Origin of the sequence: Streptomyces sp. BK022 (genome assembly GCF_004217355.1) — a bacterium.
Lineage (GTDB): Bacteria > Actinomycetota > Actinomycetes > Streptomycetales > Streptomycetaceae > Streptomyces > Streptomyces griseoluteus.
In genome coordinates, this window is sequence record NZ_SHKU01000008.1 from 421,041 (window position 1) to 437,107 (window position 16,067).

Below are 16,067 nucleotides of genomic sequence, written 5' to 3' on the forward strand. Positions count from 1 at the left end.
CATGAGCGGAGAGGGTCAGAGAAGCGGCGGCCACTGGTTCGACGACGAGGCGGGTCCTGTCGTCCGCCCGTACGCCATGACACGTGGCCGCACCAGCAGCCCCGGCCAGCACGTCCTCGACCTGATCGCGGTCGTCGTCACCGAGCCGGACGCCGGCGACCCCGAGGAGGACCCGACGCTGGCGCCGGAGCACGTGGAGATCGCCGGCCTCTGCCGGGACGAACCGCAGTCGGTCGCCGAACTCGCCGCCGGACTCGACCTGCCCGTAGGAGTCGTACGCGTCCTCATCGGGGACCTCGTGCACGCCGGACTCGTCCACGTGACACGTCCGGTGCCCCCGGCCGAGCTGCCGGACGAGAGTATTCTGCGCGACGTGATCGACGGCCTCCGGGCGCTGTGACCAGCGCGGAAGCGGGGTAGTGACGTGACAGGCTGGGAGTTCTGGGTCGACCGGGGCGGCACCTTCACCGACATCGTCGCGCGCCGCCCCGACGGCGCTCTGCTCACCCGCAAGCTGCTCTCCGACAACCCCGCCCGGTACGCCGACGCGGCCGTGGCGGGGGTCCGCGAACTGCTCGGCGGCTCCCCGGAGGGCGTCGAGGCGGTCCGGATGGGCACCACCGTCGCCACCAACGCGCTGCTGGAGCGCAAGGGGGAGCGCACCCTGCTGGTGATCACGAGAGGTTTCCGCGACGCCCTGCGGATCGCCTACCAGAACCGGCCGCACCTCTTCGCCCGCCACATCGAACTGCCCGAGCAGCTCTACGAGCGCGTGGTCGAGGTGGACGAGCGGATCGCCGCCGACGGCACCGAACTGCGCGCCCCCGACCTGGCCGCCCTGGAGGGCGAGCTGCGCCGCGCGTACGAGGACGGCATCCGCGCGGTCGCCGTCGTCTGTCTGCACAGCCACCTCCACCCCGGCCACGAGCGGGCCGTCGGCGAGCTGGCCGGACGGATCGGCTTCCCGCAGGTCTCGCTGTCCAGCGAGGTCAGCCCGCTGATGAAGCTCGTCCCGCGCGGGGACACCGCCGTGGCCGACGCCTACCTCTCGCCCGTGCTCCACCGCTACGTCCGGCACGTCGCCGGCGAACTGCGCGACGTGCGGCTGATGTTCATGCAGTCCAACGGCGGGCTCACCGAGGCCGGGCAGTTCCGCGGCAAGGACGCCGTGCTGTCCGGGCCCGCCGGGGGCATCGTCGGCATGGCCCGCATGTCGCGACTGGCCGGGCACGGCCGGGTCATCGGCTTCGACATGGGCGGCACCTCCACCGACGTCTCGCACTTCGCCGGGGAGTACGAGCGCGTCTTCACCACCCGGATCGCGGGCGTCCGGCTGCGCGCCCCCATGCTGGACATCCACACCGTCGCGGCGGGCGGCGGCTCGGTGCTCCACTTCGACGGCTCCCGCTACCGGGTGGGCCCCGACTCGGCCGGAGCCGACCCCGGCCCGGCCTGCTACCGCGCGGGCGGCCCGCTCACCGTCACCGACGCCAACGTCATGCTCGGCCGCATCCAGCCCGCCCGCTTCCCCGCCGTGTTCGGACCCGAAGGCGACCAGCCGCTGGACGCCGGCGCCGTACGCGACGGCTTCGCTGACCTCGCCCGCGAGATCCGCGAGGCCACCGGCGACGACCGCACCCCGGAACAGGTGGCCGAGGGGTACCTGCGCATCGCGGTCGCCAACATCGCCGGCGCGATCAAGCGGATCTCCGTCCAGCAGGGCCACGACGTCACCCGCTACGCCCTCACCACCTTCGGCGGCGCCGGCGGCCAGCACGCCTGCCAGGTCGCCGACGCGCTCGGCATCCGTACCGTGCTGGTGCCCCCCATGGCCGGTGTCCTCTCCGCGCTCGGGATCGGCCTCGCCGACGTCACGGCGATGCGCGAGCAGTCCGTCGAGGCACCACTGACCGAGGCGGCGATGCCCGGCGTCCGCGACACCGCCGACGCGCTGGAGGCCGCCGCCCGCGCCCAACTCCGCGCCGAGGACGTGCCGGAGGACCGCGTCCGCACCGCACGCCGCGCCCAGCTGCGCTACGACGGCACCGACACCACCCTCACCGTCGACCTCACCGACCCCGACACCATGCGGCGGGACTTCGAGGAACGCCACCGCGCCACCTACACCTTCACCCTGGACCGCGGCATCGTCGTCGAAGCCCTCTCCGTGGAAGCCACCGGCCTCACCCCGCCCCCCGATCTCTCCGCCCTCGCCCCCTACGCGGGCACCCCCGCCGCACCCGGCACCGCCCGCCTGCACACCGGCGGCGCCTGGCGCGACGTACCCCTGCACCGCCGGGAGGACCTGCCGCCCGGCGACACCGTCACCGGCCCCGCGATCATCACCGAGGCCGGCACCACGACCGTCGTCGACGAGGGCTGGCAGGCCGCCCCGAACGACCACGGACATCTGGTGATGGAACGGACGGCCGTCACGGAGAGTTCCCGGCCCGACACGGAAGTGGACCCGGTCCTGCTGGAGGTCTTCAACAACCTCTTCATGTCCATCGCCGAACAGATGGGTGCCCAGCTGGAGTCCACGGCCCAGTCGGTCAACATCAAGGAACGCCTGGACTTCTCCTGCGCCCTCTTCGACCCGGACGGCAACCTGGTGGCCAACGCCCCGCACATCCCCGTCCACCTGGGCTCCATGGGCACCAGCGTCAAAGAGGTGATCCGCCGCCGGGGTGCGCGGATGCGGCCCGGCGACAGCTACGCCGTCAACGACCCGTACCACGGCGGCACCCACCTGCCCGACGTCACCGTGATCACCCCGGTCTTCGGCGGCGGGCCCGGGGACCCCGAGCTCCTCTTCCACGTCGCCTCGCGCGGACACCACGCCGAGATCGGCGGCATCGCCCCCGGCTCCATGCCGGCCGGCAGCCGCACCATCGAGGAGGAGGGCGTCCTCTTCGACAACTGGCTGCTCACCCAGGACGGCCGCCTCCGCGAGGAGGAGACCCGCCGGCTGCTCTCCGACGCCCCCCACCCCTCGCGCAACCCCGCCACCAACCTCGCCGACCTGCGCGCCCAGATCGCCGCCAACCGCAAGGGCGCCGACGAACTGGGCCGCATGATCGAGGAGTTCGGCCTCGACGTGGTCCAGGCGTACATGCGGCACGTGCAGGACAACGCCGAGGAATCCGTCCGCCGCGTCATCGACGCCCTGGACGACGGGGAGTACGCCTACGAGACCGACTCGGGCGCCGTCATCCGCGTCCGGGTGCGGGTCGACCGGGCCGCCCGCCGGGCCACCATCGACTTCACCGGCACCTCCGCCCAGCTCGGCACCAACTTCAACGCGCCCTCCGCCGTCGTGCACGCGGCCGTGCTGTACGTCTTCCGCACCCTCGTCGCCGACGACATCCCGCTCAACGACGGCTGCCTGCGCCCCCTGGACATCGTCGTACCGCCCGGCTCGATGCTCGCCCCCGAGCCACCCGCCGCCGTGGTCGCGGGCAACGTGGAGACCTCCCAGGCCATCACCGGCGCCCTCTACGCGGCGCTCGGCGTGCAGGCGGAGGGCTCCGGCACGATGAACAACGTCACCTTCGGCAACGACGACCACCAGTACTACGAGACGATCGCCTCCGGTTCGGGTGCGGGCGACACCTTTCCGGGCGCTGATGTGGTGCAAACCCATATGACCAACTCCCGGCTCACCGACCCAGAGATCCTGGAGTGGCGACTGCCCGTCCGGCTGGACGAGTTCGCGGTGCGGCGGGGGAGCGGCGGCGCCGGACGACAGCGCGGCGGGGACGGGGCGGTACGCCGCCTCCGTTTCCTGGAACCGATGACCGTCTCCACCCTCTCCCAGCACCGCCGCGTCCCCCCGTACGGTATGGCGGGCGGCGCACCCGGCGCCCTCGGCGCCAACCGGGTCGAGCACGCCGACGGCACGGTCACCGACCTGGGCGCCAGCGGCTCGGCCGAGGTCGGGCCCGGTGACGTACTCGTCGTCGAGACCCCCGGTGGCGGGGGCTACGGCAGACCACCGACCGACTCTTCCGACATCGACCCCCACACCGGCACCCGGCCCACCGACACCCACCGAGCAGGAGAAGCGAGCGATGGTCTTCGAGCGACGAGCTGAACGCGGCAAGCCCCCCGTCGAGCCCGTCACGCTCAAGATCCTGGTGGCCGGCGGGTTCGGCGTCGGCAAGACCACCATGGTCGGCGCGGTCAGCGAGATCCGGCCGCTGCGCACCGAGGAGCTGCTGACCGAGGCCGGGCGGCCCGTCGACGACACCGACGGCGTCGAGGGCAAGCGCACCACCACCGTGGCCATGGACTTCGGCCGCATCACCCTCCGCGCCGACCTGGTGCTCTACCTGTTCGGCACGCCCGGCCAGGAGCGGTTCTGGTTCATGTGGGACGAGCTGTCCGAGGGCGCGCTCGGCGCGGTCGTCCTCGCCGACACCCGGCGCCTGGAGGACTGCTTCGCCGCCGTCGACTACTTCGAGCGCCGGTCGATCCCGTTCGTGGTCGGCGTCAACTGCTTCGAGGGCGCCGCCCGTTACCCCGCCGAGTCGGTCCGCAAGGCGCTCGACCTCGACCCCGGCGTGCCCGTGCTGCTGACCGACGCCCGCGACCGGGAGTCGGTCAAGACCGTGCTGATCGGCGTCGTCCAGCACGCCATGGAACTGGCCGCCGAACGCCGCCGCGCCCTCGCCACCTGACCCCTGGGGCATCCCGCCCCACCCATCCCACCGGCACCCCGCGACACCCCCGCCGTGATCGGATACAGTCCGCGCGTGTCCGAGATTCAGCAGCCGGCCGCCAACTCCGGCCCCGGTTCCCACTGTTCGAGCTGCGGCGCGCCCTACGGGGACGGCGTCACCGGCTGGCCGCGCACCTGCCCCGCCTGCGGCACCACCGCCTACCGCAACCCGCTGCCGGTGGCCGTCGTGCTCCAGCCCGTGTACGACACCCACGGCGCCGCCCTGGTCGCCATCACCCGGACCGTCGCCCCGCAGCTGGGCGGGGTCGCGCTGCCCGGCGGTTTCATCGACGACCGGGAGGACTGGAAGCACGCCGCCGTCCGCGAGCTGCGCGAGGAGACCGGCATCGAGGCCGACGCCCGCGACCTGCGGCTGGTGGACGCCATGAGCTCACCGGACGGCCATCTGCTGCTCTTCGGGCTCCTCCCGGAACGCCCGGCGGACTCGCTCCCGGCCTCCGCCGCCACCGACGAGACCGAGGGCTGGCACCTGCTGCGCGGCCCCGGGGAACTCGCCTTCCCGCTGCACACCCTGGCCGTCCGGGCCTGGTTCCAGGGCCGCTACTGACCGGTGGCGGCCCCGCCGAGCCCCCGTACCCGCACCGGCCGGGACGGCTCGGCCGGGCCGCCGTCCGCCTCGCGGGTGACGACCACGCGCGTGCCGTCCCACCGGGTGGCGTACCGCTCGGCCTCCCCGGTGTCCGGGACCACCAGGCCGCCCCCGGCCCGCCCCGGCGCGGGCGCCCACACCTCCAGCGTCAAGGTGCCGTCCGCACCGCGCACCGGAACGACGGCACCCGCGCGAGCGAGCACCGGAATCCGCCCCCGCGGAGCCTCCACCAGCACCTGCCCCGGCCCCTCGTACGCCCGCTCCGTCACCGTGTCGTACCAGCGCCCCCGGGGCAGCCGCACCGCCCGCCGCTCGGTACCGGGGTCCAGCACCGGCGCCACCAGCAGGCTGTCACCCAGCAGGAACGCGTCCTCGCAGTCCCGCAGCGCCCGGTCCTCCGGCGCCCCCCACCACAACGGCCGCACAGCCGGCGCCCCCGTCCCCCGGGCCAGGTGCGCCAGCGTCACGAAGTACGGCACCAGGCGCCGCCGTTCCAGCAGCGCCACGCGCGCGTGCCCCAGCACCTCCGACCCGAACTCCCACGGCTCCCGCCCCGCATCCGCGCCCGTGCGCGTGCGGAACAGCGGCAGATACGCGCCGAGCTGGAACCACCGCAGATACAGCTCCGGCGACGCGTCACCGCCGGGCCCCCCGACGTCCGTGCCCGCGTACGGCACCCCGCACAGACCCAGCCCCAGCACCAGGGACAGCGACGCCCTGAGCGCCGGCCAGCCCGTCCCCACGCCCGGCGACCAGATGCCGCCGTACCGCTGTGTTCCGGCCCAGCCGGACCGGGAGAGCACGAAGGGCCGCTCCCCGGGCGCCAGTCCCCGCAGTCCCTCGTACGCCGCCCGCGCCATGCACAGGGCGTCCAGGTTGTGCGCCTCCCGGTGGTCGCCGCCGGCCCCGTCCAGGGCGTGCCGGGCCGAGCGCGGCAGCGGCGGCTCCCCAAACGCGTCTCCCGCGCGGGGCTCGTGGGCGCCGTGCCAGAACCCGGCGAACCCCTGCTCCAGCCGCTCCTCGTAGAGCGCGCCCCACCACGCACGCGCCCACGCGCGCGTGAAGTCCGGGAACACCGACTCACCGGCCCGCCCCTCACCCCGTACCGTCCGCCCCGACGCGTCCCGCACGAAGGCGTCCACGGCCGAGCCGCCCTCGTACACCGCGTCCCCCGGCACCACCCGTACCGCCGCGTCGACGGCCGACACCAGCCGCACGCCGTCCCGGCGCAGCTCCTCCGCGAGCACCGGCAGCTTGGGGAAGCGGTCCGGGTCGACGCTGAAGGGGCGTCCGCCGTCGTGGTGGCCGGCGTCCAGATGCACGGCGTCCAGGGGCAGATCGCGCTCCTGGTAGCCCGCGACGATCGCCCGTACCTCCTGCTCGCCGGCGAAGTCCCGCGCGTGCTGGTGTCCCAGCGCCCAGGCCGGCGGCAGCGCGGGCGCGCCGGTCAACGACGCCCAGGCGCCGAGCACACGCGCGGGGGTGCCCACGATCACCCAGCAGCGCAGCGGACCACCGGCCATCCGTATCTCGCAGCGCCCGGCCCGGTCGTGCCCCGAACCGGCGCCCTCCTCGCCCTCCCGCAGGACCACCGTCCCGTCCCAGGACGTGTCGTGGAACACCAGATGCGCCGAGGCGTCCGCCACCACGAGCTGCACCGGCACCGCCACGGACACCGCCCCGTTCCACAGCCGGTACGAGCCGTCGCGCAGCCGGGGCCCCGAGGGTTGTCCGCCCAGCCCGAAGAACCGGGCGTCCGCCGTCACCTCGGCCCGCTGCGTCCAGCGCGCCGCGCCCCCGCCGAGGGGCTCCCACCAGCGCGGCGGCAGTTCCCGGCGCAGCACCAGACCGCCGGGCGTACGGATCTCCACCGCGCCGTGCCGGGACACCGCGACGGTCACCCGCTCGGCCACCACCCGCCAGCCGCCGTCCTTGTCCGGCTCCAGCAGCGCCCGGGGATCGACCTCGGGCGCCCCACCGGCCAGCGCGTACGACGGCTCCGGACCCGCCCCGTCCCAGCCGAGGAACACCGCCCCGCCGACCGCCACCACGATCCGCAGCTCCGAGCGCGCGAACCGGATCAGCCCCCCGCCCGGCTCCGGCTCCGCGCCTACCACCTCACCCGGCACCCGCGCCCGCTCCGCGCCCCTCGGCGGGAGCCCCACGGCGTCGCTGCGCCTGCGGTGCCAGGCGGCCCGCACCGCCCGCATCGCCCGCGCGGCGCGCCCCGCGCCGACCCCGCCCCACGAACGCACCAGGTCACGACCGTCCATGCTGCTCACCCTGTCACTGTGCGTGCCACGCGCGTGTGCCGTTCAACTGCCGTTCACCGTGGTGGGACCACATCGTTGACACACGCACCATGTGGGGGCGTGCCCTGGTGCCGAAGTCGATCACATGGCATCGTCCCTGTCAGCCCTGTCCCGCGCACCCCTCAGCCGTGCGCGGACGACGCAACGACGCGTACAGTCCGGGAGCCGCATCATGTCCACCGAGCATCCGCAGCCGCTCTGGCAGCCCACCGACGAGCGGATCGCCCGTGCCCGCATCACCCGGTTCCAGGCCTGGGCCGCCGAGCACCACGGCGCCCCGGCCGAGGGCGGCTACCCGGCGCTGCACCAGTGGTCCGTAGCCGAGCCGGAGGACTTCTGGACGGCCGTCACCCGGTGGTTCGACGTCCGCTTCGCCACGCCCTCCGCGCGCGTGCTCGGTGACCGCGCCATGCCCGGCGCCGAGTGGTTCCCCGGCGCCACCCTCAACTACGCCGAGCACGCCCTGCGGGCCGCCGACGACCGGGCCGACGATCCCGCGCTGCTGTACGTCGACGAGACCCACGAGCCCCGCCCGGTGACCTGGGCCGAACTGCGCCGCCAGGTCGGCGCGCTGGCCGCCCGCCTCCGCGACCTCGGCGTCCGCCCCGGCGACCGGGTCAGCGGCTACCTGCCCAACATCCCCGAGGCCGTCGTCGCCCTGCTCGCCACGGCCGCCGTCGGCGCCGTCTGGACCTCCTGCGCGCCCGACTTCGGCGCCCGCAGCGTCCTGGACCGCTTCCAGCAGGTCGAGCCCGTCGTCCTGTTCACCGTCGACGGCTACCGCTACGGCGGCAAAGAGCACGACCGCCGGGACACCGTCGCCGAACTCCGCCGCGAACTGCCCACCCTGCGCGCGGTCGTCCACATCCCGCTGCTCGGCACCGACGCCCCCGAGGGCGCCCTGGACTGGGCCGCGCTGACGGCCGGCGACACCGAGCCGGTCTTCGAACAGGTCCCCTTCGGCCACCCGCTGTGGGTGCTGTACTCCTCCGGTACGACCGGTCTGCCCAAGGCCATCGTCCAGTCCCAGGGCGGCATTCTCGTCGAGCATCTCAAGCAGCTCGGCCTGCACTGCGACCTCGGCCCCGAGGACCGCTTCTTCTGGTACACCTCGACCGGCTGGATGATGTGGAACTTCCTCGTCTCCGGCCTGCTCACGGGTACGACGATCGTCCTGTACGACGGCAGTCCCGGCTACCCCGACACCGGCGCCCAGTGGCGGATCGCCGAACGCACCGGCACCACCCTGTACGGCACCTCGGCCGCCTATGTCATGGCGTGCCGCAAGGCGGGCGTCCACCCGGCCCGCGACTTCGACCTCTCCACCGTCCAGTGCGTGGCCACCACCGGCTCCCCGCTCCCCCCGGATGGCTTCCGCTGGCTGCACGACGAGGTCCGCGACGACCTGTGGATCGCTTCCGTCAGCGGCGGCACCGACGTCTGCTCCTGCTTCGCCGGCGCCGTCCCCACCCTGCCCGTGTACACCGGCGAACTCCAGGCCCCCGGCCTGGGCACCGACCTCCAGTCCTGGGACCCCGGCGGCGCTCCGCTGGTGGACGAGGTGGGCGAACTGGTCGTCACCAACCCCATGCCCTCCATGCCGATCCGCTTCTGGAACGACCCCGACGGCAGCCGGTACCGCGAGAGCTACTTCGACACCTACCCCGGCGTGTGGCGGCACGGCGACTGGATCACCGTCACCTCACGCGGCTCGGTGATCATCCACGGCCGCTCCGACTCCACCCTCAACCGCCAGGGCGTCCGCATGGGCTCCGCCGACATCTACGAGGTGGTCGAGCGCCTCCCGGAGATCAAGGAATCCCTGGTCATCGGCGTCGAACAGCCCGACGGCGGCTACTGGATGCCCCTCTTCGTCCACCTCGCCCCCGGCGCCGCCCTGGACGACGCCCTGCGGGACCGCGTGAAGAAGGCCATCCGGGAGCAGCTCTCGCCCCGGCACGTCCCGGACGAGATCATCGAGGTCCCCGGTGTCCCGCACACCCTCACCGGCAAGCGCATCGAGGTCCCGGTCAAACGCCTTCTCCAGGGCACCCCGCTGGAGAAGGCGGTCAACCCCGGCTCCATCGACGACCTGACCCTGCTCGGCTTCTACGAGCAACTCGCCCGCAAGCGCGCCTGACCCCGCCTCAGCCGCCGTAGGTGGCCTCGGACTCGCTCAGCACGGCCGCGAAGTCCGAGGCCAGCCGCACCGCCTCCGGCGGTTCCAGCTCCGTCGTCGTGATCCGCACCCCCGGCGCCGACGCCAGCCGGAACCGCGCCCCGGCCGCGACCCACCAGCCGCGCGACCGCAGCCCGTTCACCACCGCCGACTCGTCCCGCACCGGCACCCAGAGGTTCATCCCGCTCCCGCCTTGCGCGCAGACGCCCCGTTCGCCCAGCGCCTGGGCCAGCGCGGTCCGGCGCAGCGCGTACTCCGCCTGCGCGCGTGCCACCAGCGCGCGCGTGCCGGGGTCCGTGAGCAGACCGTGCACCGTCTCCTGGAGCAGGTGGCTGACCCAGCCCGAGGTCAGCAGCAACCGCCCGTCGTGCCTCGCCAGCGTCACCGGGTCGCACGCGGCCGCCGCCCACCGCAGGTCGGTGCCGAGGAACTTGCTCACCGTGCGGACGTGGGCCCAGCGGGCGAGCCCGGTCGTGGCCAGGGAACACAGGGGCACGGCGGAGATGTCCGACGCGTGGTCGTTCTCCAGCACCAGCACCTCCGGCGACTCCCGCAGCACCTCGGCCAGTGCGTCCCGGCGCGCCGGTGAGAAGGCCCCGCCGAACGGGTTCTGCGCCCGCGGGCTGAGCACCACCGCGCGCACCCCGGCCCGCAGCGCACCCCGCAGCTGCTCCGGGCGCATCCCCTCGCCGTCCACCGCGACCGGCACCGTGCGCAGGCCCAGCGCCGCGACGAGGTCCAGCAGATGGTGATAGCCCGGGTCCTCCATCGCCACGGCGTCCCCGGGGCGCAGCTCGGCCGAGAGCACCCGGCCGACGAAGTCCAGCGCCCCGTGCGCGAACGTCACCTGCTCCACCGGCACCCCGTCGGCCTCGATCCACTCGCGCACCGCGCTCTCCAGCCGCGCGAGCCGGGGACTCGCACGGTGCGAGCGGACACCGGGGGAGAGGCGGGAGGGCGGCACCAGCGCCGGCAGCAGTGCTGGATCGGGGTGGCCGCCCGCCAGGTCCCGCAGGCCCCCGGGCACCTTGGGCGGGCGCCGGGAGGCCACCGAGGGCGCCTCCGCCACGACCGTCCCGCCCCGGCCGAGGGTCACCACGATCCCGCGCCGCCGCAGCTCCTTGTACGCGGTGGCCACGGTGCCCGGACTCACCCCCAGGTCCCCGGCGAGCCGCCGCACCGGAGGCAGCGCCGCTCCGGGCGTCAACGCGCCCTCGGACACGCCCTGTTCGACGGAACGCGCAATCCCCTTGGCGGTCGTACCGCTGATCTCATATTGTGTTGCCACGTAGCTGATTATGTATCAGTACATAAATCGAGGCAAGGGGGACCCGTGGCCGCGAAGCCCGGCGCAGCCAACCACCGAGCACGCGTACCGGGAGGCCGCGACGGACGCCGGATGCTCGTCGTCACCCTCCTCGACCGCATCGGCAGCGGCCTGTGGGCCTCCGTCTCGGTCCTGTACTTCACCTACGTCTCCCACCTCTCCGCCGCCCAGATCGGCACCCTCGCCGCGGTCGCCGGCGCCGTCGGCATCGCGGGCGCACCTCTCGGCGGCCGCCTGGCCGACCGCTTCCGGCTCACCCACGTCCTCATCGCGCTGCAACTCCTGCGCGCCGTCGCCTCCTTCGCCCTCCTCACCACCGACCATCACGGCCTGCTGATCACGTACTCCGCGCTCGGCGCCCTCGGGGACCGCGCCGCCAACATCCTCACCAAGCTGTACGCCACCCGCGTCGCCGGACCCGAGCGCGTCCGCTACCAGGCCGTCAACCGCACCGCCGCCAACGCCGGCTGGGCCCTCGGCGGGCTCGCCGCGGCCGCCGCCCTCACCCTCGGCACCGCCGCCGCCTACCGCTGGCTCCTCACCGGCGACGCCCTCTCCTTCGTGCTCGTCGCCCTCCTCACCCTCACCTGCGCCGAACCCCCCTCCACGCGCCGCGTCGCCGCCAGCGCGGAGGACACACCCCGCGCCCGCCCCCGCACCCCCTGGCGCGACCGCACCTACCTCGCCTACGTGGGCACCGAGACCGTGCTCTTCCTCGACGACACCTACTTCAAGATCGGCCTGCCCCTCTGGATCACCCACACCCCGGGCGTCCCGCACGGCCTCGCACCCCTGCTGCTCGTGCTCAACAGCGCGCTGGTCGTGGCCTTCCAGGTGCCGCTCGCCCGCTTCGGCGCCACCACCGAAGCCTCCCGCCGGCTCCTCCTCCCGCTGGCCGCCGTCTTCGCCCTGGGCGGCCTCACCATGACCCTCTCCGCCACCGGCGACCCGATCCGCGCGACCTGCCTGCTCACCGCCTCGGCCACCCTCTTCACCCTCGCCGAGATGCTGCACGCCACCGTCTCCTGGGAACTCTCCGTCGCCCTCGCCCCCGACGACGCCCAGGGCAGCTACCTCGGCGTCCACGGCCTCGCCCAGGCCGCCCAGCGCTCCCTCGGCCCCCTCGCCATGACCGCCGCCCTCACCCTCGGCCCCCTCGGCTGGACCGCTCTCGGCGCCACCATCGCCCTGACCTGCGGAATGCAGCACCGCCTGGTCCGCGACCGGCTCCGCCCGCCCCCGTTGTCAGTGCCCCCGGTTACGGTGAGTGAGCACTGATCGACAGCGCACACAGGGGGAAAACCATGGCGCACACCGACCACCAGACCATGCGACGCGTCCTGCGCCGAGAGATCGCGGGCACCGTCGGCCTGCTCACCGACGAACACGACTTCCGCGCCATGCGGCGCTACCGCAGCTTCACCTTCGACGACCACACCACCTACCTGCGCCAGATGGAAGCCGTCCTCAAAGCCCGTGCCGCGCAAGGCAGCCACACCGCACTCGCCCTCTTCGACCCCGAGGAGTACGCCGAGTTCTGCACCGCCACCGGCATCGACCCGGAAGCCCCCGCCAGCCGCGGCCGCTTCACCGCCGAACTCGCCGCCCTCGGCCCCACCATCGCCTACGAGGGCGAACCCCTCACCGCACTCCTGCCCGCCCTCGTCGGCGAAGCCGTCCGCCAGGCCACCTGGGAGTACGCCACCACCCTCCTGACCCGTCTCGGCCCCTGCGCCACCTGCGGCGAGGACATCGGCCGGGCCGCCTTCATCCGCGCGTCGGCCCTGCTCGCCCGCGTCCTGGAGACCGCGCCGCCCGGCGCGCGGCACCTCGTGTGCAGCGTCGCCGGACCACCCGAAACCCTCGTCGCCGTACTCCACGCCGACGCCGGCGCCGACGGCACCGCCGAACCCGACCAGGCCGAAGCACTCGAATTCACCAGCGTCCTCGCCCTCGGCCTCGCCACCCGAAGCCCCGGCGGCCTCGTCATCCGCGTCAGCGCCCCGGACCGCCCCGACCGCGTCCACGGCTGGCGCCTGCGCGCCGGACACCTCCAGCCGCTCACCGCCTCCGAGGTCTTCGACGCCTACTGCACCGACATCGACACCGGCGACCTCATCGCCCCCGAATCAGGCGTGGACTACCGCGCGGCCCCCGACCTCACGGACGACGACCAGGACCACCGCGGACACCACCACTGAAACGCGCCAGGGGCGCCCCACCCGAAGGCTGGGACGCCCCTGACCACCACGAACACGCGCGCACACACGTATGCGCGCAACCGGCTACTCGCCCGACAGCACCGCCTGAGCCGCCGCCCGCGCCTCGTCCGCGCTGTCCGCCGCACGCGCGGCGGCCGCGGCCCGCTCGCACTGCGCCAGCGTGTGCTTCGCCAGCGTCGCCCGCACATACGGGATCGACGCCGCGCCCATCGACAAGGAGGTGACCCCCAGACCCGTCAGCACACACGCCAGCACCGGGTCGGACGCGGCCTCACCGCACACCCCGCAGCTCTTGCCCTCGGCACGCGCCGCCTCGGCGGACAGCGCGACCAGGTCCAGCAGCGCGGGCTGCCACGGGTCCTGGAGCCGCGACACCGCACCCACCTGCCGGTCCGCCGCGAAGGTGTACTGCGCCAGGTCGTTCGTGCCCAGCGACAGGAACTCGACCTCCCGCAGGATCGACCGCGCCCGCAGCGCGGCCGACGGGATCTCCACCATCGCCCCGTACTTGGCGTGCAGCCCGGCCTCCCGGCAGGCGTCCGCGAACGCCTTGGCGTCGGCACGGTCCGCCACCATGGGCGCCATGACCTCCAGGTGGACCGGCAGTCCCTCGGCGGCCTTCGCCAGCGCGGTCAGCTGCGTCCGCAGCACCTCCGGGTGGTCCAGCAGCGTCCGCAGCCCCCGCACACCGAGCGCCGGGTTCGGCTCGTCAGCCGGTGTCAGGAACTCCAGCGGCTTGTCCGCACCCGCGTCGAGCACCCGCACCACGACCCGGCCCTCGGGGAACGCCTCCAGCACCTGCCGGTACGCCGTCACCTGCTTCTCCTCGGACGGCGCGTTCTTGCTGTCGTCCAGGAACAGGAACTCGGTACGGAACAGACCCACACCCTCGGCCCCGGCCTCCAGCGCCGCCGGCACGTCCGCCGGACCGCCGATGTTGGCCAGCAACGGCACCTTGTGCCCGTCCGCCGTCACACCGGGACCGCTCGACGCGGCCAGTGCCGCCTTGCGCTCGGCGGCGGCCGACTCCAGCCGCGCCGTCGTCTCCCCGGTCGGGTTCACGAAGATGTCGCCCGAGCTGCCGTCGACCGCGATGACCGTGCCCTCCGGCAGCTCACCCGCGCCGGGCAGCGCGACCACGGCCGGCACCCCGAGCGCCCGCGCCAGGATGGCGCTGTGGCTGGTCGGCCCGCCCTCCTCGGTCACGAAGCCCAGCACCAGCGCCGGGTCCAGGAGCGCGGTGTCGGCGGGCGCCAGGTCACGGGCCACCAGTACATAGGGGTGGTCGCTGTCCGGCACACCCGGCATCGGCACCCCGAGCAGCCGCGCCACGATGCGGTTGCGCACGTCGTCCAGGTCCGCCACCCGCCCCGCCAGGTACTCACCGGCGTTGGCCAGCAGCTCGCGGTACGCCGCGAACGCGTCGTACACCGCGCGTTCGGCGGTGCTGCCGACGGCGATCCGCCGCTCCACGTCGGACATCAGCTCGGGGTCCTGGGCCATCAGGGCCTGGGCCTCCAGCACGGCCTGCGCCTCGCCGCCTGCCAGATTGCCGCGTGCCGTCAGATCGGCGGCCACGGCGTCCACGGCCTGCCGGGCACGGCCCTGCTCGCGCTCCGCGTCCTGCGGCTGGATCTGCTTGGCCGGCGGCTCCAGCACGGCCGTCCCCATGTGCCTGACCTCGCCGATCGCCACACCGTGGCTCACACCGACGCCTCGCAGCGTTGTCTCCATCTCACCGTCTCCGCTAGTGCGGCGGCCCCCGCCGCCGCGTTGGTTGTCGTACATGCCGTAGGACGGCCGAGCCGTCAGGACAACGAGATCAGGACCAGGAGAAGAGGCTGTCGCCGGTCTTCACGTCACCGCTCTCGCGCAGCTCGGCGAGGGACTCGGCCGTGGCCTCCAGCGCGACGACGGGACAGATGGGGGACTTGCCCGCGGTCTCGACCGCGGCCGGGTCCCAGCGCACGACGGCCTGGCCGCGTGCGACGGTGTCCCCCTTGTTCACGAGCAGCTCGAAGCCCTCGCCGTTGAGCTGGACCGTGTCGATACCGAGGTGGACGAGCACCCCGTGGCCGCTCTCGTCGACCACGACGAACGCGTGCGGGTGCAGGGAGACGACGACGCCGTCCACCGGGGACACGACCTCGGAGGGCTCACGCACGGGGTCGATCGCGGTGCCGGGGCCCACCATGGCCCCGGAGAAGACCGGATCGGGCACGTTGGCCAGTCCGATGGCGCGTCCGGCGAGGGGGGACGTCACGTTGGTCATGGGGGGCCTCCCGATGAGTGGGGTAGGTGGCGGTTCCCCAGAGAAGTTAGCAGCTAGTGGTCTAGACCACCATCCTCGGGGGTTTGCGTCGTCGCCAGGACTTGTGTACAGTCATCGTCCTGCCTGAGACCGGGCGGCGCGACAGCGCGCTCACCCTCGGCAGCACCCAAACTCGTCAGATCCTAACTCGGGATCAGTTCTCGCATGCTTGCGATCGACTGGTCAGGGACACGGAAAAACACTGCTAGAGTTTGGACCGCCGGAAGGGAAAAGCGGAAGCGGAAACGCCGAAGTGAAAACCTGGAAAGCACCGAGGAAATCGGATCGGAAAAAGATCTGATAGAGTCGGAAACACCGAAGGGAAGCCCGGAGGAAAGCCCGAGAGGGTGAGTACAAAGGAAGCGACCGTTCCTTGAGAACTCAAC

11 protein-coding genes are annotated in these 16,067 nt (G+C 73.6%); 7 read left to right on the plus strand and 4 right to left on the minus strand.

The annotated features are described in order from the left end of the window. The first annotated feature begins 1 nt into the window (after position 1). From EV284_RS31005 to EV284_RS31020, 4 genes are all read left to right on the plus strand, one after another. Positions 2 to 400 (plus strand): DUF742 domain-containing protein, encoded by a 399-nt coding sequence (locus tag EV284_RS31005; protein ID WP_130340013.1) that lies wholly within the window; start codon positions 2 to 4, stop codon positions 398 to 400. Between the two features lie 24 nt (positions 401 to 424). Next, positions 425 to 4,093, plus strand: coding sequence for a hydantoinase B/oxoprolinase family protein (locus tag EV284_RS31010; protein ID WP_130340015.1), 3,669 nt, complete (start codon positions 425 to 427; stop codon positions 4,091 to 4,093). After that, complete coding sequence (locus EV284_RS31015; RefSeq protein ID WP_130340017.1) at positions 4,071 to 4,679, plus strand: ATP/GTP-binding protein; 609 nt, start codon at positions 4,071 to 4,073, stop codon at positions 4,677 to 4,679. Before EV284_RS31010 ends, EV284_RS31015 begins: the two co-directional genes overlap by 23 nt. Positions 4,680 to 4,754: 75 nt before the next feature. Then, entirely contained in the window at positions 4,755 to 5,288 is a 534-nt protein-coding gene (locus tag EV284_RS31020) for an NUDIX domain-containing protein (RefSeq protein ID WP_130340019.1), read from the plus strand. Here EV284_RS31020 and EV284_RS31025 read toward each other — a convergent pair. Then, complete coding sequence (locus tag EV284_RS31025) at positions 5,282 to 7,603, minus strand: glycoside hydrolase family 31 protein (RefSeq protein ID WP_130340077.1); 2,322 nt, start codon at positions 7,601 to 7,603, stop codon at positions 5,282 to 5,284. The two genes, EV284_RS31020 and EV284_RS31025, sit on opposite strands and share 7 nt — an antisense overlap. Positions 7,604 to 7,814: 211 nt before the next feature. On the opposite strand from EV284_RS31025, the gene EV284_RS31030 reads away from it, so the two are divergent. Then, positions 7,815 to 9,782, plus strand: coding sequence for an acetoacetate--CoA ligase (locus tag EV284_RS31030; RefSeq protein WP_130340021.1), 1,968 nt, complete (start codon positions 7,815 to 7,817; stop codon positions 9,780 to 9,782). Positions 9,783 to 9,789: 7 nt separating this feature from the next. Here the strand turns inward: EV284_RS31030 and EV284_RS31035 are convergent, their stop codons facing one another. Further along, positions 9,790 to 11,109: an aminotransferase class I/II-fold pyridoxal phosphate-dependent enzyme gene (locus EV284_RS31035; RefSeq protein WP_130340023.1), complete on the minus strand. Its 1,320-nt coding sequence runs from the start codon at positions 11,107 to 11,109 to the stop codon at positions 9,790 to 9,792. A 45-nt stretch (positions 11,110 to 11,154) separates the two neighbouring features. Between EV284_RS31035 and EV284_RS31040 the strand changes: the two genes are divergently transcribed. Beyond that, positions 11,155 to 12,426, plus strand: a complete 1,272-nt coding sequence (locus tag EV284_RS31040) for an MFS transporter (protein ID WP_278045874.1) — start codon at positions 11,155 to 11,157, stop codon at positions 12,424 to 12,426. Positions 12,427 to 12,452: 26 nt separating this feature from the next. After that, on the plus strand, positions 12,453 to 13,349 hold the full coding sequence (locus tag EV284_RS31045; protein WP_130340025.1) for a hypothetical protein: 897 nt from the start codon (positions 12,453 to 12,455) through the stop codon (positions 13,347 to 13,349). A gap of 84 nt (positions 13,350 to 13,433) precedes the next feature. Here EV284_RS31045 and ptsP read toward each other — a convergent pair whose 3' ends face one another. Both ptsP and EV284_RS31055 read right to left on the minus strand, forming a co-directional pair. Continuing rightward, positions 13,434 to 15,104: a phosphoenolpyruvate--protein phosphotransferase gene (ptsP, locus tag EV284_RS31050; RefSeq protein WP_130340027.1), complete on the minus strand. Its 1,671-nt coding sequence runs from the start codon at positions 15,102 to 15,104 to the stop codon at positions 13,434 to 13,436. Positions 15,105 to 15,192: 88 nt separating this feature from the next. After that, entirely contained in the window at positions 15,193 to 15,642 is a 450-nt protein-coding gene (locus EV284_RS31055; RefSeq protein WP_031180261.1) for a PTS glucose transporter subunit IIA, read from the minus strand. Positions 15,643 to 16,067 lie beyond the last annotated feature (425 nt).

Excerpts from the sequence above, each read along its gene's own strand:
- EV284_RS31005 (WP_130340013.1), top strand. The coding sequence starts at position 2 with ATGAGCGGAGAGGGTCAGAGAAGCGGCGGCCACTGGTTCGACGACGAG.
- EV284_RS31015 (WP_130340017.1), top strand. The coding sequence starts at position 4,071 with ATGGTCTTCGAGCGACGAGCTGAACGCGGCAAGCCCCCCGTCGAGCCC.
- EV284_RS31025 (WP_130340077.1), bottom strand. The coding sequence starts at position 7,603 with ATGGACGGTCGTGACCTGGTGCGTTCGTGGGGCGGGGTCGGCGCGGGG.
- EV284_RS31030 (WP_130340021.1), top strand. The coding sequence starts at position 7,815 with ATGTCCACCGAGCATCCGCAGCCGCTCTGGCAGCCCACCGACGAGCGG.
- EV284_RS31045 (WP_130340025.1), top strand. The coding sequence starts at position 12,453 with ATGGCGCACACCGACCACCAGACCATGCGACGCGTCCTGCGCCGAGAG.
- ptsP (WP_130340027.1), bottom strand. The coding sequence starts at position 15,104 with ATGGAGACAACGCTGCGAGGCGTCGGTGTGAGCCACGGTGTGGCGATC.
- EV284_RS31055 (WP_031180261.1), bottom strand. The coding sequence starts at position 15,642 with ATGACCAACGTGACGTCCCCCCTCGCCGGACGCGCCATCGGACTGGCC.